At 68.6% G+C, this 23,234-nt stretch carries 25 protein-coding genes; 12 read left to right on the forward strand and 13 right to left on the reverse strand.

The window, feature by feature from the left end:
* Positions 1 to 129: 129 nt before the first annotated feature.
* Both M3330_RS01825 and M3330_RS01830 read right to left on the reverse strand, forming a co-directional pair.
* Positions 130 to 1,413, reverse strand: coding sequence for a class I SAM-dependent RNA methyltransferase (locus M3330_RS01825; RefSeq protein ID WP_217579860.1), 1,284 nt, complete (start codon positions 1,411 to 1,413; stop codon positions 130 to 132).
* Positions 1,410 to 3,407: an APC family permease gene (locus M3330_RS01830; RefSeq protein WP_255026801.1), complete on the reverse strand. Its 1,998-nt coding sequence runs from the start codon at positions 3,405 to 3,407 to the stop codon at positions 1,410 to 1,412. Before M3330_RS01830 ends, M3330_RS01825 begins: the two co-directional genes overlap by 4 nt.
* Before the next feature lie 141 nt (positions 3,408 to 3,548).
* On the opposite strand from M3330_RS01830, the gene M3330_RS01835 reads away from it, so the two are divergent.
* Together M3330_RS01835 and M3330_RS01840 are read left to right on the forward strand one after the other, a co-directional pair.
* Entirely contained in the window at positions 3,549 to 4,214 is a 666-nt protein-coding gene (locus M3330_RS01835) for a TrkA family potassium uptake protein (RefSeq protein WP_219130266.1), read from the forward strand.
* A gap of 25 nt (positions 4,215 to 4,239) precedes the next feature.
* The gene (locus M3330_RS01840; RefSeq protein ID WP_033096558.1) at positions 4,240 to 4,893 is read left to right on the forward strand and encodes a TrkA family potassium uptake protein; all 654 of its coding nucleotides are present in this window, start codon (positions 4,240 to 4,242) and stop codon (positions 4,891 to 4,893) included.
* On the opposite strand, the gene M3330_RS01845 is transcribed toward M3330_RS01840, so the two are convergent.
* Positions 4,890 to 5,630, reverse strand: coding sequence for a DUF3159 domain-containing protein (locus M3330_RS01845; RefSeq protein ID WP_094980547.1), 741 nt, complete (start codon positions 5,628 to 5,630; stop codon positions 4,890 to 4,892). The two genes, M3330_RS01840 and M3330_RS01845, sit on opposite strands and share 4 nt — an antisense overlap.
* A 76-nt stretch (positions 5,631 to 5,706) precedes the next feature.
* Positions 5,707 to 6,081, reverse strand: a complete 375-nt coding sequence (locus M3330_RS01850; RefSeq protein ID WP_006551351.1) for an OB-fold nucleic acid binding domain-containing protein — start codon at positions 6,079 to 6,081, stop codon at positions 5,707 to 5,709.
* Between the two features lie 183 nt (positions 6,082 to 6,264).
* On the opposite strand from M3330_RS01850, the gene M3330_RS01855 reads away from it, so the two are divergent.
* Complete coding sequence (locus tag M3330_RS01855) at positions 6,265 to 6,996, forward strand: alpha/beta fold hydrolase (RefSeq protein WP_063714178.1); 732 nt, start codon at positions 6,265 to 6,267, stop codon at positions 6,994 to 6,996.
* Positions 6,997 to 7,008: 12 nt separating this feature from the next.
* Here M3330_RS01855 and M3330_RS01860 read toward each other — a convergent pair whose 3' ends face one another.
* Positions 7,009 to 7,905: a DUF3710 domain-containing protein gene (locus M3330_RS01860; RefSeq protein ID WP_255026802.1), complete on the reverse strand. Its 897-nt coding sequence runs from the start codon at positions 7,903 to 7,905 to the stop codon at positions 7,009 to 7,011.
* A 1-nt stretch (position 7,906) separates the two neighbouring features.
* The gene (gene dut / locus M3330_RS01865) at positions 7,907 to 8,377 is read right to left on the reverse strand and encodes a dUTP diphosphatase (RefSeq protein WP_006551348.1); all 471 of its coding nucleotides are present in this window, start codon (positions 8,375 to 8,377) and stop codon (positions 7,907 to 7,909) included.
* A 126-nt stretch (positions 8,378 to 8,503) separates the two neighbouring features.
* Between dut and M3330_RS01870 the strand changes: the two genes are divergently transcribed.
* Positions 8,504 to 8,956, forward strand: coding sequence for a DUF3093 domain-containing protein (locus M3330_RS01870; protein ID WP_006551347.1), 453 nt, complete (start codon positions 8,504 to 8,506; stop codon positions 8,954 to 8,956).
* Between the two features lie 185 nt (positions 8,957 to 9,141).
* On the opposite strand, the gene M3330_RS01875 is transcribed toward M3330_RS01870, so the two are convergent.
* Positions 9,142 to 9,444, reverse strand: coding sequence for a DUF4193 domain-containing protein (locus M3330_RS01875; protein ID WP_006551346.1), 303 nt, complete (start codon positions 9,442 to 9,444; stop codon positions 9,142 to 9,144).
* Between the two features lie 361 nt (positions 9,445 to 9,805).
* Between M3330_RS01875 and cei the strand changes: the two genes are divergently transcribed.
* Positions 9,806 to 10,489, forward strand: coding sequence for an envelope integrity protein Cei (cei, locus tag M3330_RS01880; protein ID WP_006551345.1), 684 nt, complete (start codon positions 9,806 to 9,808; stop codon positions 10,487 to 10,489).
* An 86-nt stretch (positions 10,490 to 10,575) separates the two neighbouring features.
* Here cei and M3330_RS01885 read toward each other — a convergent pair whose 3' ends face one another.
* The gene (locus M3330_RS01885) at positions 10,576 to 11,469 is read right to left on the reverse strand and encodes an inositol monophosphatase family protein (RefSeq protein WP_051121554.1); all 894 of its coding nucleotides are present in this window, start codon (positions 11,467 to 11,469) and stop codon (positions 10,576 to 10,578) included.
* Between the two features lie 99 nt (positions 11,470 to 11,568).
* Here M3330_RS01885 and ppgK point away from each other — a divergent pair, with 99 nt between their 5' ends.
* Positions 11,569 to 12,354 carry a polyphosphate--glucose phosphotransferase gene (ppgK, locus tag M3330_RS01890; protein WP_024100721.1) on the forward strand — a complete coding sequence of 262 codons (786 nt, stop codon included), beginning with the start codon at positions 11,569 to 11,571 and terminating at the stop codon, positions 12,352 to 12,354.
* 134 nt (positions 12,355 to 12,488) lie between these two features.
* Positions 12,489 to 13,862, forward strand: a complete 1,374-nt coding sequence (locus tag M3330_RS01895; protein ID WP_064852054.1) for an RNA polymerase sigma factor — start codon at positions 12,489 to 12,491, stop codon at positions 13,860 to 13,862.
* Between the two features lie 98 nt (positions 13,863 to 13,960).
* Here M3330_RS01895 and M3330_RS01900 read toward each other — a convergent pair whose 3' ends face one another.
* The 3 genes from M3330_RS01900 to M3330_RS01910 are packed head-to-tail and all read right to left on the reverse strand — an operon-like array spanning position 13,961 to position 16,058.
* Positions 13,961 to 15,175, reverse strand: a complete 1,215-nt coding sequence (locus tag M3330_RS01900; protein ID WP_019289208.1) for a cation:proton antiporter — start codon at positions 15,173 to 15,175, stop codon at positions 13,961 to 13,963.
* A 9-nt stretch (positions 15,176 to 15,184) separates the two neighbouring features.
* On the reverse strand, positions 15,185 to 15,667 hold the full coding sequence (locus tag M3330_RS01905) for a cation:proton antiporter regulatory subunit (RefSeq protein ID WP_006551340.1): 483 nt from the start codon (positions 15,665 to 15,667) through the stop codon (positions 15,185 to 15,187).
* A 10-nt stretch (positions 15,668 to 15,677) separates the two neighbouring features.
* The gene (locus M3330_RS01910) at positions 15,678 to 16,058 is read right to left on the reverse strand and encodes a DUF952 domain-containing protein (RefSeq protein ID WP_064852053.1); all 381 of its coding nucleotides are present in this window, start codon (positions 16,056 to 16,058) and stop codon (positions 15,678 to 15,680) included.
* A gap of 258 nt (positions 16,059 to 16,316) precedes the next feature.
* Between M3330_RS01910 and M3330_RS01915 the strand changes: the two genes are divergently transcribed.
* Positions 16,317 to 16,511 (forward strand): hypothetical protein, encoded by a 195-nt coding sequence (locus M3330_RS01915; RefSeq protein WP_006551338.1) that lies wholly within the window; start codon positions 16,317 to 16,319, stop codon positions 16,509 to 16,511.
* Positions 16,512 to 16,586: 75 nt separating this feature from the next.
* Here the strand turns inward: M3330_RS01915 and M3330_RS01920 are convergent, their stop codons facing one another.
* A complete protein-coding gene (locus M3330_RS01920; protein ID WP_024100707.1) occupies positions 16,587 to 18,314 on the reverse strand; it encodes a DEAD/DEAH box helicase in 1,728 nt (575 codons plus the stop codon).
* 211 nt (positions 18,315 to 18,525) lie between these two features.
* Here M3330_RS01920 and M3330_RS01925 point away from each other — a divergent pair, with 211 nt between their 5' ends.
* Positions 18,526 to 19,863 carry a YihY/virulence factor BrkB family protein gene (locus M3330_RS01925; RefSeq protein ID WP_039587049.1) on the forward strand — a complete coding sequence of 446 codons (1,338 nt, stop codon included), beginning with the start codon at positions 18,526 to 18,528 and terminating at the stop codon, positions 19,861 to 19,863.
* Here M3330_RS01925 and M3330_RS01930 read toward each other — a convergent pair.
* Positions 19,836 to 20,072, reverse strand: coding sequence for a DUF3039 domain-containing protein (locus tag M3330_RS01930; protein WP_006551335.1), 237 nt, complete (start codon positions 20,070 to 20,072; stop codon positions 19,836 to 19,838). The genes M3330_RS01925 and M3330_RS01930 overlap by 28 nt on opposite strands.
* Before the next feature lie 73 nt (positions 20,073 to 20,145).
* On the opposite strand from M3330_RS01930, the gene M3330_RS01935 reads away from it, so the two are divergent.
* The 3 genes from M3330_RS01935 (at position 20,146) to M3330_RS01945 (ending at position 23,152) form a co-directional block, all read left to right on the forward strand.
* On the forward strand, positions 20,146 to 20,505 hold the full coding sequence (locus tag M3330_RS01935; protein WP_006551334.1) for a DUF3099 domain-containing protein: 360 nt from the start codon (positions 20,146 to 20,148) through the stop codon (positions 20,503 to 20,505).
* A gap of 37 nt (positions 20,506 to 20,542) precedes the next feature.
* Positions 20,543 to 22,021, forward strand: coding sequence for a methyltransferase (locus tag M3330_RS01940; protein WP_039587047.1), 1,479 nt, complete (start codon positions 20,543 to 20,545; stop codon positions 22,019 to 22,021).
* 168 nt (positions 22,022 to 22,189) lie between these two features.
* On the forward strand, positions 22,190 to 23,152 hold the full coding sequence (locus M3330_RS01945; RefSeq protein WP_006551332.1) for a sigma-70 family RNA polymerase sigma factor: 963 nt from the start codon (positions 22,190 to 22,192) through the stop codon (positions 23,150 to 23,152).
* The last annotated feature ends 82 nt before the right edge of the window (positions 23,153 to 23,234 follow it).

The following is a 23,234-nucleotide window of genomic DNA, read 5'->3' on the forward strand; positions in this document are numbered from 1 at the left end:
TAATTGATTACGTCATGCAACTATACAGATTAGTTGCGTACTACAAGCAATCTCTTTTTCATGTCACACCAACTGTTGGATGCGGCCCTCGTCACACCTCGCCCCGAGCGGGTGCGACGGGAACCCGGTTCAACGGGTGAACAGTCCGATGCACTCCACGTGATGGGTGGAGGGGAACGCCGCGAAGGCCCGGACGTCCGCCAACTCGAATCCGTGGTCCCGGTACAGCCCCACGTCACGACCGAAGGACGCGGGATCGCAGCCCACGTGGACGATCCGGCGCGGTCCCGCTGCGGCCACGGCGACCACCACGTCCTTGCCCGCCCCCGCCCGCGGCGGGTCGAGGACGACCACCTCGGGAGCCGGCAGATCGGGAATCACCCGCTCCACGCGCCCGTGACGGAAGGACACCTGGCCGAGGTCGGCGAGCGCCTCGATCCCGTCGTCCACGGCGGTCTTCGACGACTCGACCGACACCACCCGACCGGACGGACCGACCTGCTCTGCGAGCACGGCCGCGAAGACCCCCACTCCGCCGTACAGATCCCATGCCGTCGCACCCTCCGAGGTCTGCGCCCAGTCGGCCACCGCAGCCGAATAGGTCGACGCGGCACCGCGGTGGGCCTGCCAGAAACCGGTCGGCGCCAACCGCCACTCGCGTTCGCCGACCCGCTCGACCACACGTCCCGAGCCTTCGATCACCTTCTCCGGACGGCGCGCGTTCACCGCCGCCCGCCGCGACGCCGCGCCGCGCCGGCCCTGCCGTCGCGCACCACCCGAGAGGACCGGAGGTGCGATCTCCACCACGTGCCGCCGGCCGTCCGCGTCGAGTACGACCTGCAGCTCCGCTCCCGGCTGCCACACACGATCGGTGAGGCCGACGTAGGCGTGCGGATCGATCTGCGGGCACGCCAGTTCCGGGACGACCTCGTTGCTGCGGTACCGGCGGTATCCCGGGTTCCCCACCACGTCCACCGCGAGCCGGACCCGGGTGCGCCACAGGGTGCCGTTGGACGCACCGCCCGGCACCTCCTCGACGGTCACCTCGCGGTCCACCCCACCGAGCCGGCGCAGCTGCTCGGCCACCACCGCGCCCGTGAAACGGCGTTGCGCCTCGACGGTCATGTGCGCGAGGTCGCAGCAACCCGCCCCTCCCGGACCGGAGATCGGGCAGACCCGATCGACGCGGTCCTCGGACGCCTCGAGCACGTCCTCCACGTCGGCGAAGCAGAACGACCCGCCCCGATCCTCGGTGACCCGAGCGAAGACACGCTCCCCCGGCAGTCCGTGCCGCACGAACACGACGCGCCCCTCGAACCGCGCGACACACGCACCACCGTGGGCGGGATTGCCGAGGATCACCTCGATCCTCCGGCCGGACCAATCCGTACGCGGGTGTGCCTGACGATTCACCGCGGTTCCTCCTCGTTGTCCAACTGTCGATCCTGCCCGTTGGGGGCGGCCCGCCCCACCGCACCGGCGTCCGCGGACGAGCGCAGCTGCCAGGGCACACTCGTCACCATCACTCCCGGCTGGAAGAGGAGCCGGCTCTTGAGCCGCAGGGCGCTCTGGTTGTGGAGCAGTTGCTCCCACCAGTGCCCCACCACGTACTCGGGGATGAAGACGGTCACGACGTCGCGGGGAGAATCGCGCCGCACCCGGCGGACGTAGTCGAGGACGGGCCGCGTGATCTCCCGGTAGGGCGACTCGACGACCTTCAACGGCACGGTGAGATCGCTCTTCTCCCATTCGAGTACGAGACGCCGGGTGCTCTCGTCGTCGACGTTCACGGTGATCGCCTCGAGGGTGTCGGGGCGGGTCGCCCGCGCGTAGGCGAGGGCGCGCATCGTGGGCAGGTGCAAGGTCGAGACGAGCACGATCGAATGGGTGCGGCTGGGCAGCACCCCGTCCCAGTCCGCCCTCTCGAGTTCGGCGGCGACCGTGTCGTAGTGGTGCCGGATCGCCTTCATGAGCCCGAACGCGACGACCATGGTCACCACTGCGATCCACGCCCCGGCGGCGAACTTGCCCGTCAGCACGACCAGCAGCACCACCGACGTGGAGACGCACCCGACGCCGTTGATCAGCCGCGACCGCGCCATGCGGCCCAGCGCCGACGGATCCGTCTCGGTGCTCAGTTCCCGCGTCCAGTGCCGCACCATGCCGGCCTGCCCCAGGCTGAACGCGACGAACACACCCACGATGTACAGCTGGATGAGCCGGGTGACCTCGGCCTCGAAGACCCACACGAAGACGACGGCGATCCCGGCGAGGAAGAGGATGCCGTTGCTGAAGGCGAGCCGGTCGCCGCGGGTGTGGAACTGGCGCGGCAGGTAACGGTTCTGCGCGAGAACCGAACCGAGCACCGGGAATCCGTTGAAGGCCGTGTTGGCGGCGAGCACGAGGATCACGGCGGTGACGATCGTGATCAGGACGAACGCGGCCGGCACCCCCTCGAAGACGGTGTGCGCCAGCTGGGAGAGCAGCGTCTTCTGCTCGTAACCCTCGGGTGCACCGCGCAGCTGGGTGCCGGGATGCTCGGCCACCACCACACCGAGCCGCTCGGCGAGGAAGACCACCCCGAGGAACAGCGTGACGGCGATGCCACCGAGCACCAGCAGGGTCGTCGCGGCGTTGCGTGCCTTCGGCTTCTTGAAGGCCGGCACCCCCGTGCTGATCGCCTCGACACCCGTCAGCGCCGCGCAACCGGACGAGAAGGCGCGCGCGAGTAGGAGGACGAAGGCGAGCGCGGTCAGATCCGTCTGCTCGGCGACGAGTTCGAAGTCCGCCGACTCCGCACGCAGGTCGTCGCCGAGGACGAAGATCCGGAACATCCCGGCCCCGAGCATCACCAGCATGCAGCCCACGAAGGTGTAGGTGAGCACGGCGAACGCCCGGCCGGCGCGCCGGAGTCCGCGCAGGTTCACCGCGGTGAGCAGCACGATCGCGACGACGACGAAGAGCACCTTGTGCCGGGCGACGAACGGGACGGCCGATCCGACCGTCGCCGCCGCGGACGACAGCGACACCGCGACCGTCAGGACGTAGTCGACGAGCAGCGCACTGCCGACGGTCAGCCCTGCCGTGGGCCCGAGATTCTTCGTGGCGACCTCGTAGTCGCCGCCGCCGGACGGGTAGGCGCGCACGGTCTGGCGGTAGCCGGCGACCACGATCACGAGCACGAAGGCGACAGCGAGTCCGATCCACGGCGAGAAGGCGTAGGCGGACAACCCCGCGACGGAGAGGACGAGGAAGATCTCCTCGGGTGCGTAGGCGACCGACGACAGCGCGTCGGAGGCGAAGACCGGCAGTGCGGTGCGCTTGGGCAGCAACTCGTGCCCGAGAGTGTCGCTGCGGAAGGGGCGACCCAGCACGAGCCGCTTCGCCGCGGTGGAAAGCTTGGACACGCGCAAAGCCTATGCGGTTCCGGCCCCGAAGTACCCCTCGGCCGGGTCACGACCTCTCGAAGATCGTCACGCGGTACCGTTCGGATCGGCGGTCCACAGCGGTCCGTCTCGGAAAGATCGACCGGAACGGAGTCCACTGGGGTGTACGTGGTGGTGATGGGGTGCGGTCGGGTCGGTTCGGCGGTGGCCACCGCACTCGTCCGGCTCGGCCACGAGGTCGCGGTCATCGACCGCGATGAGAGCGCGTTCGGACGACTCGGCCCGGACTTCCCCGGGCGCACCGTGCTCGGCATGGGCTTCGACCGCGACGTCCTGATCTCTGCCGGCATCGAACACGCCGACGCCTTCGCGGCGGTCTCGTCCGGCGACAACTCGAACATCATCTCGACGCGCGTGGCCCGCGAGACCTTCGGCGTCGAACGCGTCGTCGCGAGAATCTACGACGCCAAGCGGGCCGCCGCGTACGAGCGGCTCGGCATCCCCACCGTGGCGACTGTGCCGTGGACCACCGACCGTTTCCTGCATGCGCTCACGCACGACAGCGAGACCGCCCGCTGGCGCGATCCCACCGGATCCGTCGCCATCGCCGAGGTGAACGTGCACGAGGGGTGGGTCGGACGACGCATCACCGACCTCGAGGATGCCACGGGTTCGCGCGTCGCGTTCCTGATCCGGTTCGGCACCGGGTTGCTGCCCGACCGCAGGACGGTGCTGCAGGCCGACGACTCCGTCTATATCGCGGCCGTGTCCGGTTCGGTCTCGGAGGCGATCACACACGCCGAGAACCCGCCGGTCGACGAGAACTGACCCGTCCACCCGAGAGGAAGCCCACATGAAGGTGGCGATCGCCGGCGCCGGAGCGGTGGGGCGCTCGATAGCGCGGGAACTGCTGCGCAACGCCCACGAGGTGATGCTCATCGAGCGCAAACTCGACCACGTAGAACCCGAGTCCGTGCCGGACGCGACGTGGGTACACGCCGATGCCTGCGAACTCAGCTCGCTCGAATCCACCGGACTCGAGCAGTACGACGTCGTGATCGCGGCGACGGGCGACGACAAGGCCAACCTGGTCCTCAGCCTGCTCGCGACCACCGAGTTCGGTATTCCACGGGTCGTAGCCCGCGTCAACGATCCGCGCAACGAGTGGCTGTTCGACGAATCGTGGGGTGTGGACGTCGCGGTGTCCACACCGCGCATGCTCGCGGCGCTGGTCGAGGAAGCCGTCACCGTGGGCGATCTGGTGCGGCTGATGACGCTGCGCAAGGGCGCGAACCTGGTGGAGGTCACCCTGCGCGACACCACCGCCCTCGCCGGGAAACCGGTCCGGAAACTGGAACTGCCGCGCGATACGGCACTCGTGGCGATCCTGCGCGGCGGGCGGGTGATCGTCCCTCAGCCGGACGATCCGCTCGAGGGCGGGGACGAACTGCTGTTCGTCACGGCGGAGGACGTCGAGGATGATCTCCGGCAGGCGGTGAACCGCTAGTCGCGGAGCCGGTGCCGACCGGGGAGCCGAGGCTGCCCGTCGTGCGTGCCGTGCTCGTCGCGGGGCTTGTTCGACAGCCCGTCGTCCGTCGCCGGATCGTCGGCCGGCGCGTCACCGACCGTCTCCGAGGGCGCGGGTTCGACGATGCGGTCGGCACGCCGGACCGCCCAGAGGGTCACGAGCAGGGCAAGAGCAGTAAGCGGCCAGCCCATGCCGATCCGGGCCACCGCGAGCCAGCCGGTGCGGTCCTCGTCGTAGAGGTGGTTCTGCACGAGATAGCGACCGAGGAAGACCAGGGTCCACGCGAGGGTCGCGACGTCGTAGGCGCGCACCGCGGTGGTATGCGAACGCCACCGCGATCCCTGGCCGTTGAGCATCCCCCAGATCACGCCCACGAGCGGTCTGCGGACGAGCACGGACAACAGGAATGCGCCCCCGTAGACCAGGCTCGCGTAGATCCCGAAGAGGAAGTACCCCTTCGCGTCGCCGGTGCGATGAGCGATGAAGGCACACAGGGCGACTCCGAAGAAGCCCGAGACCGCGGGCTGGATGGGGGTGCGCTGGATCAGGCGCCACACGAGCACCGCGAGGGCGACGCCCAGCGCGGACCAGATGGCGACGGTGAGGCCCCACAGGCTGTTGACGGGGACGAACACCAGCACCGGCAGCGTCGAATAGACCAACCCGCTGATCCCACCGAGTTGTTCGAGCATCGTCTGCTGGTTGGTGTCGCTCACTCCTACGAGCCTGCCACATCCGGCACAGGGGTACGACCCTGCGTGCACCAGGGGCACCACTCCGCGCGCACAGAGGTCAGGCGGGCTCGCGCAGCTCGTAGTAGGGGTTGTAGATCACCTTGCGTCCGTCGCGTTCGCCGACACGACCGCGGACCATCAACGTACGCCCGGGCTCGATCCCCGGAATGCGCCGACGACCGATCCACACGAGCTGGATCGAGTCGGTCCCGTCGAAGAACTCCGCCTCGACGACGGCGGCAGCGGCACGCGAACACGACTCGACACTGCGAAGACGTCCGTACATGGTCACTTCCTGACCGCGGGCGCATTCGACGACGGGTAGGGCGCCCGTGGAGTGCGAGGATTCGGCCATCTGCTCGGCATCGAGTTCTTCGATGTCCTCGGTGAGCCGCCGTGTGAGCCGACGCAGGTAGCCGGCCGGGGAAGCCATAACACGCTCCTGTACGGAAGGGGCACGGATCTCGCGCCACCGGACTCTTCTTCGCCCGCCACTGTAGACCCATTCTCGCCGGATACAAGTTGCACGGTGCACACGCGCGTGCAGCCGTCGGTCGTCCTGCCGTGCGGGCAGGTGAGCGCGGTCTCCGGGGTTCGATGGTGCAGGATCGTCCGCATGTCCCACAGCGAATCCCCGGTCCCCCCGACCGCCGGCACCGCGGTCGTGCTTCCCGGTACGGGTTCGGACGCATGCTTCGCCGAGAAGGCGTTCGGCGCCGAACTCCGACGGCGGAGCATCATCCCGATCGCCGTCGATCCGGATCCGCGCGGTGTGGTGGCGAGCTATCTCACCGCGCTCGACGAGGCGGCCGAGAACGGGCCGATCCTCGTCGGAGGGGTGTCGATCGGTGCAGCCGTCGCGTTGAGGTGGGCATACGACAATCCGGACCGGGTCGTCGGCGTCCTCGCTGCCCTACCTGCATGGACCGGCGATCCGCGGGAGGCGCCGGCCGCCGCGAGCGCGCGGTGGACGGCCTCCGAACTGCGCGCCCACGGGCTCGATACGGTCACCGCTGCGATGACGGCGTCGAGTCCGCCCTGGCTCGCCCGGGAATTGACGCGTTCGTGGAGCGCCCAGTGGCCCGATCTCCCGTCCGCGCTGGACGAGGCCGCACACTACCGGGCACTCGACGTCGACGAACTGCGTGCCGTGACCGTGCCGGTCGGTATCGCCGCCGCGGTGGACGACGCGGTTCATCCGCTCGCAGTGGGGCGGCAATGGTCGCGGGAGATCCCTCACGCGGAACTCGCGACGGTGACACTCGAACAGGTCGGGGACGACCCCTCCGTGCTCGGGAGGTTGTGCCTCGCCGCGCTCGACAGGATCGTCCCCGTCCCGAACCGATGATCGGTACCGGCCTCAGAAGCCGAGTTGCTGCATCGCCGAACCGGATTCGCCGCGGCGCGGCGGCGTCTGCCGGGCGGGCGGGACCTGCTGCGTCTGCTGGGCGGGCTGTTCCGGCGGGGCCGTCCGCGGAGCGGGCTGCGCCGGAGCTGCGCCCTGTTGCTGCTGCGCGGCGGCCTGCTGTTGCTGCTGCGCGGCGGCCTGCTGTTGCTGCTGCGCGGCGGCCTGCTGTTGCTGCTCCTGCGCCGCGACGAGCTGGCGGGTGAGTGCCTCGGGCAACACGATCGGCAGCGGTGTACGAACCGGATGGGGTTCGGATCCGCGGCGGACGACGGTGCCGGAGATCACCGACCGTGCGATCCCGACGAGTTCGGAGTCGGCTCCGGCGTTCCCCGAGGGCGCCGCGACGACGCAGCGGATCATCCAGCGGAAGCCGTCGACACCGATGAACCGGAGATCCGCGTTCGCGGTCCTGCCGTGCAGTTCGCGACCCCACGGCCCCGATTCGATGCTGACCTCGGCCTTGTCGTTGCGCAGCGTCTCCGCGAGCTCGGCGGCGACCTCACGCCACTGTCCCGGCGACTTCGGTGCGGCGTACGCGGAGACCGTGATGCGCCCGAACTGGGTCACGAGATGGACGTTCTGCGGCGTCCCGTTCGGAGCCATCTCGACCTGGATCTGACCACCGGCCGGCAGCGGTACGAGCACGGATCCGAGGTCGAGACGGGAGGCGGTCACCGTCTCCTCGTCGACCTCGTCGATGTCGTACGGGCCGGAATCGGCCGCACTTCCGGTGGCGTACTCGTCGTACTCCTCGTCGGCGGGCTCGTCGTACGCGCCGAGGTCGCCGGCGGAAGCGGCGTCGGTCGCCTCGATGTTCGACCCGCGGTCCTTGCGGCGTCGTCCGAACATGTCAGGAACCCTCCTTCACGAGGCCGGCGTGCCCGCCGCTCGATCCGTATCCGCCGCTGCCCCGCGCCGTGTCGTCGAGCTCGTCCACTTCGACGAATTCGACGAGTTCGACACGCTGGACGAGCAGCTGCGCGATGCGGTCGCCTCGGCGGAGTTCGACGGCGCGCTCGGTGTCGTGGTTGATCAGACACACCTTGATCTCTCCACGGTAGCCCGCGTCGACCGTCCCGGGAGTGTTCACGACGGACAGACCGAACTTGGCGGCGAGGCCCGAACGCGGGTGGATCAGGCCGACCGTGCCCACGGGCAGCGCGACGGCGATGCCGGTGCCGACGAGCGCCCGCTCCCCCGGGCCGAGGGTCACGTCGACCGACGTGCACAGGTCCACACCGGCGTCACCGGGGTGGGCACGAGTGGGCACGGGGAGCTCCGGATCGAGCCGGCGCAGCGGTATCGGGGGAAGATCGGTCACGTCGTCCGAGACTACTCGCGTGCCGGGTCGCTCCGCCGAGGCGACTATCCTTACGGTGTGTCCCGTTCCTCGCGCACCTCACCGACTACACCTCCGACGGCCGACGCTCCGACCTTCTCGGAGCGGATGTGGGTGCCGTGGTGGTGGTGGCCGATCGGGCTCGGTGTGGCCGCCCTGCTCGCGGCCGAGCTGCACATGGGTGCCCCGGGGATGTACGCGTGGCTTCCCTACGTCCTTCTGCTCCCGGTCCCGATCTGGGTCCTGACCTGGCTCTCACGCAGCCGGGTCGAGGTGGTCGACGGCGAACTCGTCGTCGGTCGCGCACATCTGCCCGTCGACGTGATCTCGCGGGGTGTGGTGGTTCCGGCGTCGGCCAAGAGCGCCGCGATGGGCCGCCAGCTCGATCCGGCGGCGTTCGTCCAGCACCGTCCCTGGGTGCGGACCATGGCGCTCGTCGTGCTCGACGACCCGGAGGATCCGACACCCTACTGGCTGGTGAGCACGCGGCGGCCTGCCGAACTGCTCGCGGCGCTGGGTTGCGACGAGTCGGGCCGCAAGGACGATCCGACCCGCAAGTAGGGCTGTTCGAACGGGCACCGGGTCCCCGGATACGACAGGGCCCGGATACGACACGGCCCCGGATGCCGGGAACAGCAGAGGCTGCCGCGGCGCCGGGGCACGCAGGAGGGAGACGCGGGTGACCACGGCGCATCGTCGTCACCCGGCCTCGTTTCGCACCTATGTCCTCACGCTGCCCTATGTCCTCACGCTGCGCAGTCCCGGCAGATCATGACACCGTTCTCCTCACTCGCGAGTCTGCTCCGGTGATGCACCAGGAAACAGCTCGAGCAGGTGAATTCGTCGGCCTGCTTCGGGACGACACGCACCGACAGCTCTTCGCCGGACAGATCCGCCCCGGGCAGCTCGAAGGACTCGGCGGTGTCCGATTCGTCGACGTCCACCACAGCGGACTGGGCCTCGTTGCGCCGGGCCTTCAGTTCCTCGAGTGAATCCTCCGACACATCGTCGCTGTCGGTCCGCCGGGGTGCGTCGTAGTCAGTCGCCATTTCCTCTTACCTTCTAGTACTCGTACCGGTAGCCGGCCGGGACACGGACGGTGCTCCCGGCCAGGGCAACGCACGGCCGTCCGTTGGAGTTCCCGACGGGTGTGCCATTGCTGTGGCATACCCGAATTGACTCTGTTTTCGCGCCGCACCGCCCATTCTTGGACGGTTCGGCCGCCGAACAATAGCCGACCTCACGCACGAATATGCAATCGATGCGTGGAAACGCCGGGAATTGTCTGGCAATCGTCATCAACAACACAACGACTCGTGACATTTCCTCGGGTCGGCGGTTCCACCGACCACGTCCGCGACCTCTACAGTGAGTGCGACGAACACGGCATGACACGAGAGGCAGGGCCGCGTGGTTTCCCTGATCACCGAAGGAAGCGCAACCGATGACCGCGGCCGCCCGTTCCGTCGGCGCCGGGTGGTCCCGGCCGCCGTGGCGGGTGCCGTCCTCGCCGCAGGCACGATCGTCGTGTGGTCCTCCGTGTTCACCTCGTCCGAGCCCGTCACGACCACCGTGGCGTGCAACGCTCCCCCGACCGAGGCCACCGACCCCGAAGGCCCGCAACCGGCTCCGCTCGGCGAGGTCGTGGACCGGTCGACGCTGCTCGAGGTCGAACCCGCTCCCCTGACGGCCACCCGGGTGCGCGTCTACAACGCCAACGGCGAACGCGGCCAGGCCACGCACGTGGCCGCTCAGCTGAGCGATTACGGTTTCTCGAGCCCGCCCGACGTGCAGGCCGGCAACGATCCGGTCTACGTCGACCAGAACATGCAGTGCCAGGGGCAGATCCGCTTCGGCGAGGCCGGGCGCGCTGCTGCGTCCTCGGTGTGGTTGCTCGCCCCGTGCGCCGAGTTGGTGCAGGACACACGCGAGGACGACACCGTCGACCTCGCGCTGGGAACCTACTTCCGGGACATCTCCCCCGGGGCGGATGCCGAAGAGGTCCTGCGGGCACTACGCGAGGTCCCGGCAGGCGAGGAGACGGCTCCGCTCGACCTCGATCTACTCACGGCCGCACGCAATGCCCGGTGCTGAATCTCTTTTCACAGACCGTGCATCCTGTTTTTCGTCACTGTTGCGGTAAAAGGTGACGAACCACAATTCATGATGTGACGAAACGGTCAATTCGGAATTGCGTCGAGCGCTCCGATTTCGGCGAGCAGAGTTTCGAAATCGGCCGCGATCCCCGGCGCGGCCGCGACCGTGAGTTCCCCGTCGTCCCCGGTGCCGCTCGGGACACGCACCACCGCACCGGCTTCCGCAGCGACGAGCGCCCCCGCCGCCCAGTCCCAGGGACCGAGTCCGTGTTCGTAGTGGGCGTCGACCCTGCCGGCCGCGACCATGCACAGGTCCAGGGCGGCCGCTCCGACACGCCGGATGTCGCGCACCCTCGGTAGCAGCGCCGCCACCAGCTCACCCTGACGTGCGCGTCGTGCCGGCGAGTACGAGAAGCCGGTCGCCACGAGCGCCAGTCGCGGATCCGTCACGGGATTGCATCGCAACGGCACCCGCGTGCCGTCGACGTCCAGATGGGCACCGAGACCCTCTGCCGCCGAGAACGTCTCCCCCGAGGCGATGTCGACGACGGCACCGGCCACCGAGCGTCCGTCGACCCGCGCGGCCACCGAGACCGCCGAGGCGGGGAGTCCGTAGACGAAGTTGACGGTGCCGTCGATGGGATCGACCACCCAGACGACTCCGCTCGCGGCAGTCGCCGTCCCGCCGTCGGCCCCGGTCTCCTCGCCGAGGAAGGCGTCGCCCGGCCGCAGTTCCGTGAGCCGACGCCGGATGAGTTCCTCACTCTCGGTGTCGGCGGCGGTGACGGGATCGGTCACCGTCGATTTCGTCCCCACACTGGCGGCCTCCCCCGAGCCCGGAGGACCGAACAGCTCGACCCGGCGTACACGGACGTAGGACGCGGCCTCACGGGCGACGGTCACCGCCACATCCCTCAGCGCGGACAACTCGGATTCGGGGATTGTTCTCTGTGCGTGCACGAACCGATCCGAACACAGTGCCGACGGTTTCGCCACCGACCCCGCACCCGGTGACACCGGGCACTATCGTTTCCACGAGCGGAGCAGCCGGCCCCACCCAGCGAGAGGAAGTACGCAATGGCACAGGACGTCCCCACGGACCGAGCGACTCCCGTCAACCACGGATTCGGAGTCGACATCGGGGGAAGTGGCGTCAAGGGTGCCGTGGTGGATCTCGACACGGGCCGCTTGGTCGGCGACCGCATCAAGATCCTCACTCCGCAACCGTCCACTCCCGAGGCCGTGGCGAAGACGGTGGCGCAGATCGTCGAACAAGCCGGCTGGACGGGTCCCGTCGGCGTGACCCTGCCGAGCGTGGTCACCGGAGGTGTCGCCCGCACCGCCGCCAACATCGACAAGTCGTGGATCGGGACCGACGCCGGATCCCTCTTCTCGCGGGTGCTCGGCGGCCGGGACGTCTCGGTGCTCAACGACGCGGACGCCGCGGGAATCGCCGAGGACCGCTTCGGTGCCGCCAAGGACACCGACGGCGTGGTGATCCTCCTGACCTTCGGCACCGGGATCGGTTCGGCCGTGCTGCACAACGGTGTACTGCTGCCCAACACCGAGTTCGGGCACATGGAGGTCGACGGCAAGGAGGCCGAGCACCGCGCCGCCTCGTCGGTCAAGGAGCGCAACGACCTGTCGTACAAGCAGTGGGCCAAGGAGGTCTCGCGCGTCCTCGCCCGCTTCGAGGATCTGCTCTGGCCCGACCTGTTCATCGCGGGCGGCGGCATCAGCCGCAAGCACGAGAAGTGGATCCCGCTCCTGACCAACCGCACCCCGGTGGTCCCCGCCGAACTGCGCAACGCGGCGGGAATCGTAGGGGCTGCTTATGCTGCGAAAACAGGTGTCACTCCCTGAGTCCGGCGCATCGGCCGCCCGAGGGATCGTTACAATGGTCCCCAGCAGGCCGGAACCGGCCCTCATCCCGACAGACCTCTCCGCCGGAATCACTCTGGCGCGACGCCGCACTACCTCGTCACGAAAGGGCGTACGTGGCAGCCACCGACATCCACACCGCTGATTCCGCCAACGAATCGGCACCCGTTGCGGACGCTTCGAGCGTCGCAGGCGCTGCGGACTCCGCGGAGGGCACCGCTCCCGGTGCCAAGCCGCCGGCGAAGAAGACCGCTGCGAAGAAGGCCCCCGCGAAGAAGGCCGCCGCCAGGAAGGCTCCTGCGAAGAAGGCAGCCGCCAAGAAGACCACCGCGAAGAAGGCAGCGAAGAAGGCCACGAAGGCTGCGGGTTCGGGCGACGAGGACTTCGTCGCCACCGAGGAAGCGGACCTCGCAGACCTCGAGGTCTCGGAGGGTGATCTCGCCGGCGCCGAGGATGTGGTGGTCGAGGACGACGAGCCCAGCGAGAAGGACAAGGCCTCGGGCGACTTCGTCTGGGACGAGGAGGAGTCCGAGGCGCTGCGTCAGGCACGCAAGGACGCCGAGCTCACCGCCTCGGCCGACTCCGTGCGCGCCTACCTCAAGCAGATCGGCAAGGTCGCCCTCCTCAACGCCGAGGAGGAAGTCGAGCTCGCCAAGCGCATCGAGGCCGGTCTGTACGCGACCCACATGCTGCAGCAGCTGGCGGCGAAGGGCGAGAAGCTCCCCGTCGCGCAGCGCCGCGATCTGAACTGGATCTGCCGCGACGGCAACCGGGCCAAGAACCACCTGCTCGAGGCGAACCTCCGTCTCGTCGTCTCGCTCGCCAAGCGCTACACCGGCCGCGGCATGGCGTTCCTGGACCTGATCCAGGAAGGCAACCTCGGTCTGATCCGCGCGGTCGAGAAGTTCGACTACACCAAGGGTTACAAGTTCTCCACCTACGCGACCTGGTGGATCCGTCAGGCCATCACCCGTGCCATGGCCGACCAGGCCCGCACCATCCGTATCCCGGTGCACATGGTCGAGGTCATCAACAAGCTCGGTCGTATCCAGCGCGAGTTGCTCCAGGATCTGGGCCGCGAGCCCACGCCCGAGGAGCTCGCCAAGGAAATGGACATCACGCCGGAGAAGGTGCTGGAGATCCAGCAGTACGCGCGTGAGCCCATCTCCCTCGACCAGACGATCGGCGACGAGGGCGACAGCCAGCTCGGCGACTTCATCGAGGACTCCGAGGCCGTCGTGGCCGTCGACGCCGTCTCCTTCACCCTGCTGCAGGATCAGCTGCAGTCGGTGCTCGAGACCCTGTCCGAGCGTGAAGCGGGCGTCGTGCGTCTGCGCTTCGGCCTCACCGACGGCCAGCCGCGTACCCTCGACGAGATCGGTCAGGTCTACGGCGTGACGCGCGAGCGCATCCGTCAGATCGAGTCGAAGACCATGTCGAAGCTGCGCCACCCGTCGCGGTCGCAGGTGCTGCGCGACTACCTCGACTGACATCTGTCACGAAGAACGAGGGCCATCCGATCGGGCGGCCCTCGTTCTTCGTTCCGGACCCCGAGGTCAGCAGAAGAAGGCCGCTGGAGAAGGGGCCGCTAGAGAAGCTCCGGTTCGTCTCCGGGAAGGCGCTGTCGCTCGTCACCTCCGGGGAGTCGTGTGGATGCGAACCGCATCACCGGTTCGACGACCCGCGCGGCCACCGGACCGAGCACGGCGGTGATCATCACGTATGCCGAAGCGATCGCCGCGAGGCGACTGTCGACGTGTCCGGAGGCGACGGCCAGCCCGGCGATCACGATGGAGAACTCTCCCCGGGCGATGAGTGCCGCGCCGGCGCGCGCCCGGCCCATCACGGCGATACCGTGACGGGCCGCCGCGATCCATCCGGTGACGAGCTTCGTCAGCGCGGTCAGCACGGCCAGCAGGATCGCCCAGCCGAGCACCGGCGGTATCGCCGTCGGATCGGTGTTCAGCCCGAAGAAGACGAAGAAGATGGCGGCGAACAGGTCGCGGAGCGGTTCGAGGACCCGGACCGCGTTGTGTGCCGTCGAACCGGAGATGGCGATGCCCAGCAGGAAGGCGCCCACGGCCGCGGACACCTGCAGGGCCGACGCGATCCCCGCCACCAGCAGCGCTGCGCCGAGCAGCTTGAGCAACAGCGTTTCCCGATCGGGGCTGTCGAGCACGACCGAGACGTAGCGCCCGTATCGCACCACCAGCACCAACACCACGGTGACGAGACCGAGTGAGATCGCGACGGCTTCGAGGCCGCCGAGCAGACTCACGCCCGCCAGGATCGCAGTGAGGATCGGGAGGTAGACGGCCATCGCGAGATCCTCGAAGACGAGGATCGACAGGACGACCGGTGTCTCGCGGTTGCCGAGGCGCCCCAGATCGGCGAGGACCTTCGCCACGATCCCGGACGACGAGATGTAGGTGACACCCGCAAGCACGAAGGCGCCGATGGGTCCGAGACCCAGGATCAGCGCGATGGCGGCTCCCGGCACCGCGTTCAGGGCGAGGTCGAGCAGGCCTGCCATCCGGGAGCGTCGCAGGCCGCTGATCAACTCGTTCGCGGTGTACTCGAGACCGAGCAGCAACAGCAGCAGGACCACGCCGATCTCGCTGGCGATGTGACTGAACGCCCCGATATCGCCGAGCTGGATGAAGCCACCATTGCCGAAGCACAGGCCGCCGATCAGATAGAACGGGATCGGCGACATGCCGATCCGCGCCGCGAGCCGTCCGAGGACGCCGAGTCCGAAGAACACCGCACCCAGTTCGATGAGTGCGAGTGTCGTCGTGTCCATTCTGCGGGATCAGCCGTTGCGCAGGATCCTGGCGGCCGCGTCGAGACCGTCGGCCGTTCCGACCGTCACCAGGATGTCCCCACCCGTGAGAACGAAGTCGGGTGTCGGGGACGGCATGACCTGACCGGCACGCATCACGGCCACGACGGACACACCGGTGCGGGTGCGCAACGCGGTGTCGCCCAGTACCGCTCCGTCGAACCGTGAATCCTCGTGGATGTGGAGCTGGCGGGTGAGGATTCCGGGCAGGTCGCGGTGGTCCTCACGCAACTGGGCGACGAGCTGTGGGGCACCGAGCAGATTGCTGAGCGTCGCCGCCTCCTCGACGGTGAGAGGCAGGGAGGCCGCACACGCGTCGGGGTCGCCCGCCTTCGAGATGATGAGGTCGCTGTGACCGTCCCGATGGGTGATCACCCCGATGCGGCGCCCGGAGGCCAGTTCGAAGTCCTTGCGTACACCGATCCCGGGAAGCGGCGTCACGTCGACGATCATGGTCGAAAGACTAGTCCTCCGGACCGACGGCGTCCGCTCGCTCCCGGTCGAGGGGCGGGAACCGACCGTCCGGTCCCGGCAGGTAGGGCGTCACCTCCACAACGACGTCGACGGGCAGGGGCCCGTAGAGGTGCGGAAAGCGCATCGAATCCGGGTCCTCCGGTACGCCGGGTTCGAAACGGAGCGGGTCGACGAGGCGCGTCGGGTCGACGCGCAGCAGGAGGAGGTCCGTGCGGCCTGCGTACAACCGGTCGGCGGGCAGGTGCACCTGGTGCGGGGTCGACAGGTGGACGAAACCCTGGGTCCCGAGGGAGTCCGGCACGACCGCCCCGAGGGGTCGGAAGTGGTCCCAGTCGTCGCGGGAGATGATGTGCAGCAGGGTCTCGGTCATGGCGTCATTGTGCGTCGGACAGCCCGTCCGGGGCGTTTCCGGCCCCCTCGGGCTCTGCGCTGTGAGCGAACACACCGTGCGGAAAACGGCCATGTCGAAGCATTTTCGCTGTTCGATGCGTGAAACACGCCACCATTGGGCATCCAGGGGAACAACACGTGAATACGAATCGTCTGTCAGAGTAGATCCACCGCGCCGGCCGGTGCGGCGGACCAGACCCCGGCACCCGATATGAGCGGTGGCCAGTTTGGAGGAGTCATGCCCGGTACGTTGACCAGCCCGAAATTGACCGCTGCAGATCGCTGCGATCGGTGCAATGCCGCCGCTCGTGTCCGCGCCGTCCTTCCGACCGGCGGAGAACTGTTGTTCTGCGGGCACCACGCGAACGAGCACACCGACCGCCTCCGTGAACTCGGAGCGACGATCGTGAGCGAGTCCGACGCCACCGTGTGATCCGCCGTCCGGAACCACGGTTCCGAGACCCGACCGAACGGGCGACCACCTCGAGGTGGTCGCCCGTTCTCGTCGTCACCAACTGCGCAGGATCGCGATCCGGTCGCGCAGTTGCTCGGCGGTCGCCATCGCCGTCGGCGGACCACCGCACTGGCGACGCAGTTCGCCGTGGATCACCCCGTGCGGCTTCCTGGTCCGGTGGTGCACGACCGCGACGAGCGAGTTGAGTTCGCGACGGAGCTGGGCGAGGGTGTCGGCGGTCTCGACACGCTCGGTCACCTGGGGCGGCGGCGTGGGTGCCGGTTCGGCCTTCGGCTTGTTCAGCTGCTGTTCCTGACGCTGACGCAGCAGCGCCCGCATCTGTTCCGCGTCGAGCAGACCCGGGAGCCCCAGATAATCGGCCTCCTCGTCGGAACCCGCGAATGTCGCGGTGCCGAAAGAGGATCCGTCGTAGATGACCTGATCGAGTTCGGCGTCCGCCCCGAGCGAGTGGTAGGCCTTCTCGTCCTCGCCGGGCTCGTCCTTGCGCCGGTTCGCGTCGGCGAGCAGCTCGTCGTCGAAGCCCTCCTTGACCCGGTGCGGCTTGCCGAGCACGTGGTCGCGCTGGGCCTCGAGCTGGCTGGCGAGCTCGAGCAGCACCGGCACGGACGGCAGGAAGACACTGGCCGTCTCCCCCTTGCGGCGCGACCGCACGAAGCGGCCGATGGCCTGCGCGAAGAACAACGGGGTCGAGGCGCTGGTCGCGTACACACCCACCGCCAGTCGCGGGACGTCGACGCCCTCGGACACCATGCGCACGGCGACCATCCACCTCTGGTTGCCCTCGCTGAACTGCGAGATGCGGTCGGAGGCGGTGGGATCGTCCGAGAGCACCACGGTCGGCATCTCGCCGGTGATCGACTCGAGGATCTTCGCGTACGCACGCGCGGTGGTCTGGTCGGTGGCGATGACGAGCCCACCGGCGTCCGGCATGCCGCCGGCACGCAGCTGCTGCAGACGGGTGTTCGCCGCCCCCAGCACCGCAGGAATCCAGTCGCCTTGGGGATCGAGGGCCGTCCGCCACGCCCGGGCCGTCTGCTCGGCGCTGAGAGGCTCTCCCAGTCGCGCGGTGAACTCCTCCCCCGCACTCGTGCGCCAGCGCGCCTCGCCCGAGTACGCGAGGAATACGACGGGGCGCACGACGCCGTCGGCGAGTGCGTCGGCGTAGCCGTAGGCGTGGTCGGCCTTGGACTGCAGCAGACCGTCCTCGTTCGGTTCGTAGCTCACGAACGGGATCGCACTGTCGTCGCTGCGGAAGGGCGTACCGGTCAGTGCCAGACGGCGGGTCGCGTCCCCGAACGCCTCGAGAATGCCCTCACCCCAGCTCTTCGCGTCGCCACCGTGGTGGATCTCGTCGAGGATCACCAGGGTGCGACGCGCCTCCGTGCGCACACGGTGCTTGAACGGGTGCGAGGCGATCTGCGCGTAGGTGACCACGACGCCCTGGTAGTCGCTCGATGTCTGCCCGGTGGAATTCGTGAAGTTCGAGTCGAGCGCGATGCCGATGCGGGCCGCGGCACCCGCCCACTGGTGCTTGAGGTGCTCCGTGGGGGCGACCACCGTGATCTGGTCGACCGTCCGGTCGCGCAGCAGCTCCGACGCCACCCGGAGGGCGAAGGTCGTCTTACCGGCGCCGGGGGTCGCGACGGCGAGGAAGTCGCGCGGCTTCGTCGCGAGGTACTTGGTGAGGGCGCGGCGCTGCCAGGCACGTAGCTGGGCCACAGGGGCGGAGGTCGTAGCTTGTCCGACGGTTTCGGTGCTCACCGGTTTCTCGTGCTCCTTGTCCGCTTCGCTCGGGTCGGTGCCACCGCACTCGTCCGGGCGCCGACCGTCATGCAGCCTATCGTCTCGGAGCCCGCGAACCCGCCGAAGCCGCGGCGTCGGCGGGTTCTCCGAGGACTGCGTGGCAGAATTCGAGAGGCCCTCACCTGCCTGTGCGCGCACGCGAGCGTGTCTTCAGGAATTCTGGAAGTAGATGAACGACACACCACGATCCCCCGCACAGGCACCCTCCGGCCGCGTTCGCCGCGCGGTCGGAAAGGGCTGGAAGGTCGTGACGCACACCCTGTCGTCGGCCTGGGACCACTCGATCTTCAGCAAGGCGGCGACCGCGGCCTTCTGGCAGACCCTCTCACTGCCGCCCCTGTTGCTCGGTCTGCTCGGCAGTCTCGGTTACGTCGGTGGCTGGTTCGGTCCCGACACGGTGGAGATCATCACGTCGAAGACCGTCACCTTCCTCCGCTCGGTCTTCAGCGACAGCGTGGTCGACCAGATCATCGAACCCACGGTCGAGGACGTCCTCCGTCGGGGTCGCGCCGACGTGATGTCGTTGGGCTTCGTGTTGTCGCTGTGGGCAGGATCGTCGGCGATCTCGACGTTCGTGGATTCGATCGTCGAAGCGCACCACCAGCAGGACCATCGCCACCCGGTGTGGCAGCGGATCTTCGGGCTGCTCCTCTACGTGATCTTCCTGATCCTGGCGGTGTTCACGATGCCGCTCGTCGCGCTCGGACCCACTCTGATCGGCCGGTTGCTGCCCGACGCCTGGTTCGATGTCGGCTCACGGATCATCGACACCTTCTACTTCCCCGCGGTGGGTCTGCTCCTACTGATCGGTCTGACGACCCTGTACAAGGTGGCGCTGCCGAAGTCACTGCCGTGGCACCGACTGCTCGGTGGCGCGGTGCTGGCCGGGGTGTTCTTCCTCGCGTCGAGCGTGATCCTGCGGTGGTACCTGACGTGGGTCGCGGCCACGGGCTACACCTACGGTGCGCTCGCCGCCCCGATCGCGTTCCTGTTGTTCACGTTCTTCCTGGGGTTCGCCGTGGTCCTCGGAGCGGAGTTCAACGCCACGGTGCAACAGTTCTGGCCGGCGCGCGCCACGCGTCTGGAGCAGTGGCGGATCTGGCTCGCGGAGCAGTCGGCCCGTGATCCGTCGCCCGACAGCGGACCGGTGACGAACCTCACCCGCCGGTTGACGAGCTCCACGACCATCCGGCTGTCGGACCTGATCCGGCCCGGGGATCGCCAACCCGAGTCGTGGCCGATCGACGGGAAACCCGTCGAGTCGGATGCGGCGCCGGACGATCGGCCTGCCCCCCACGACGACACTGCCCCCCACGACGACACTGCCTCGCACGACGACAAGGCCGGGGGATCCGAAGTTCCCCCGGCCCAGACCGAACTGTTGACGGTGGAGGCAGTATCACCGTCTTCGCCGGCCGCAAGACCGTCGCCGGAATCACCCGACGCCGCGGCGGACGACGAGGTATTCCACCAGGTGTCTCAGTCGCCCTTGCGCAAACCGTCGTAGACTTTCTTGCATTCGGGGCACACCGGCGAGCCGGGCTTCGGCGACCGGGTCACCGGAAAGACCTCACCGCACAGCGCGACCACATGGGTACCCATGACCGCACTCTCGGCGATCTTGTTCTTCTTCACGTAGTGGAAGAACTTCGGGGTGTCGTCGTCGGTCGTTTCGTCGGTGGTGGTATCCGGCCGTTCCTTGATATCCGTGCTCACGTGTCCATGATGCCGCACGGAAGGGCCGGATGTGTATGTGCGTGCGACGGCCCGGCGTGGGAAGGTGGAAGACATGGCGAGAACTCACGGTTTCGGCGGATCCCCCGAGAACGGATCGCCCGACAACCCGGTTCTGATCACCGCGGCGGAGGCGTCGCTCGAGGATCAGCACCGAGCACGGGTTCGCAAGTACCTCACCATCATGTCGGTCCGCATCCCCGCCCTGCTGCTGGCGGCGATCGCGTACGGCGTATGGGCCAATCCCTGGATCTCGATGGCGATCATCGGGGTGTCGATCCCGCTGCCGTGGATCGCCGTCCTCATCGCCAACGACCGGCCGCCGCGCCGCAAGGACGAACCGAGCCGCTGGGACGGCCGCTTCGACGATGCCCCGGCGATCGAGTCGTCCCGCCACCATGTGATCGACGGCTGACAGGGACCCCGGACGGGACGCTTGCGAGAATGTCGTGGTGGACCGCGACCTTCTCCTGTCTCTCTGCCCGGCTCTGCGCACCGCATTGATCCGGTGCCGCTACGACCTCGACACCGTCCGGGAACTCCTCGGCCCCGAGGCGCACGCCGCCCTCGGGCGTAGCGAACCCGTCCCTGCTCGGCGCATCGCGCGCGGTGCGGGCGATCTCGGCGTGCTCGTGCGGCTGTTCCTCCTCCAGGACACCTGCCCCGAGGATGAGGTCGCGCAGGCTCTCGCTCCGGTGACGACGGAGCAGGCCGTGCAGGCGGGACTCGTCGAACGCGACGGCGACGGCGTGCGGGCCGCTCTCGACCTGCGGCCCCTCGACGCCGGGACCGGCAGCCGCTGGGTGCTGTCCGATCTCGACGGCTCGATCCGGCCCGTCCCGACCCGCCCCGATCACGTCCTCGGCGTCGGTCAGGCCTCCCTGTCGCTGCTGCAGGCCACCCCGACCGATCGGGTCGGTTCGGTGCTCGATCTCGGCACCGGTTGCGGGGTGCAGGCGATCCGCGCCGCGGACCACGCGGACGAGGTCACCGCGACCGACATCAACCCCCGCTGCCTGACCCTGGCCGCCGCGAGCGCCGCGTTGAACGAGATCGACATCGATCTTCTCGAGGGGTCGTGGTTCGAGCCGGTCGCCGGCCGGACCTTCGACCGCATCGTCGCGAATCCACCGTTCGTGGTGAGCGCCGGACGTGTCGAGCACAGCTACCGCGATTCCGGTCTCGACCTCGACGGCGCCAGCCGGCTCATGATCTCGCAGGTCGCCGAACACCTGAATCCCGGCGGCACCGCCGCGATGCTCGCGTCCTGGGTGCACGTCGAGGGCGAGGACTGGCGGACCCGCGTCGCATCGTGGCTGCCGTCACACGGCGTCGACGCCTGGATCGTGCAGCGCGATGTCGCCGATCCGGCCCTCTACGTCGGGACGTGGCTGCGAGACGGTGACGCCGATCAACGCGAGCCGGAGGTCGCGGTGCGCGCCGAGCAGTGGCTCGACCACTTCGAGGAGCAGGGCGTCGAGGGCGTCGGGTTCGGGTTCGTCTACCTGCGCCGCACCGACCTGCCGTCCGATGTGATGGCCGAGGACCTGCGGCACGCGTTCACCGACGCGCTGGGCGACGAGGCGATCGACTACTTCCGGCGGCTCGACTGGCTGCGTACACACGAGGTGCTCGACGCCCGTTTCGCGGTGCGGCCCGACACGGCCCTCGAGCGGGTGCACCTGCCCGGCGAGGACGGGTGGAACCAGGTGGTCGTGCGGGTGCATCGGGGTGGCGGTCCGGCCTGGCAGCACGAGGTGGACGACCTCGCGGCCGCCCTGCTCGGCGGCATGCGCGCTGACGGTCTTCCGCTCGGGGATCTCGTGTCGCTGCTCGCGGCCGCGCACGGCGAGGACGAGGACGACCTCCTCACGCAATCGGTGGGCCTCGTGCACGGCTTGGTGCGGCACGGGCTGATCGAGCCCGTCTGACCCCCTCCGGGGCGTTCCTGAGGTTCCACGATTCGGTTCTCTCAGCAACTTCTCAGGAGCTCATCGGGTTAGTGCAGGTCAGCGCGGTGGTACTCCGAGACCGACGGGAACTCCACCGCTTCGCCGGTCGTTGAACCCTGTGAGACACCACCGATGAGGAGGCACGTCATGGCACGCCCCGAAACCACCGCTCGCTTCGATTCCGACCTGGACGGTCAGAGCCCCGCAGCCGATCTCGTTCGCGTCTACCTGAACGGCATCGGACGGACCGCTCTGCTCACCGCAGCCGACGAGGTGGAATTGGCCAAGCGGATCGAGGCCGGCCTGTATGCCAAGCACCTGCTCGAGACGAAGAAGCGTCTGTCGGCGGCGAAGAAGCGCGACCTCGCGATCATCGTCCGCGAAGGACAGGCCGCTCGCAGCCACCTGCTCGAGGCGAACCTGCGCCTCGTCGTCTCGCTGGCGAAGCGTTACACCGGACGCGGTATGCCCCTGCTGGACCTCATCCAGGAGGGCAACCTCGGCCTGATCCGCGCGATGGAGAAGTTCGACTACGCGAAGGGCTTCAAGTTCTCGACCTACGCGACGTGGTGGATCCGTCAGGCCATCACCCGCGGAATGGCCGACCAGAGCCGCACGATCCGGCTCCCCGTCCACCTCGTCGAACAGGTCAACAAGCTCGCCCGCATCAAGCGTGAGCTGCACCAGCAGCTCGGCCGCGAGGCGACCGACGAGGAACTCGCCAACGAGTCGGGTATCCCCGTCGAGAAGATCGCCGACCTGCTCGACCACAGCCGCGACCCGGTGAGCCTCGACATGCCCGTCGGCAACGACGAGGAGGCCCCACTGGGCGACTTCATCGAGGACGCCGAGGCGACGTCCGCCGAGACCGCCGTCATCGCCGGACTCCTGCACAGCGACGTCCGCAGCGTCCTCGCGACGCTCGACGAGCGCGAACAGCAGGTCATCCGGCTGCGTTACGGCCTCGACGACGGCCAGCCCCGCACCCTCGATCAGATCGGCAAGCTGTTCGGGCTGTCCCGTGAGCGTGTCCGGCAGATCGAACGCGAAGTGATGGTCAAGCTCCGCGAAGGAGACCGCGCCGAGCGCCTTCGCGCCTACGCCAGCTGACCGGGCGCGTCAGCGGTATCCGATCCCCGAGAACCGGGCTGGGTTCTCGGGGATCGTTGCCGTTCGGGTGCCTTCTCCGGCA

The sequence above is a fragment of the Rhodococcus sp. GA1 genome, assembly GCF_024321955.1.
Classification (GTDB): Bacteria; Actinomycetota; Actinomycetes; order Mycobacteriales; family Mycobacteriaceae; genus Rhodococcus; species Rhodococcus pyridinivorans.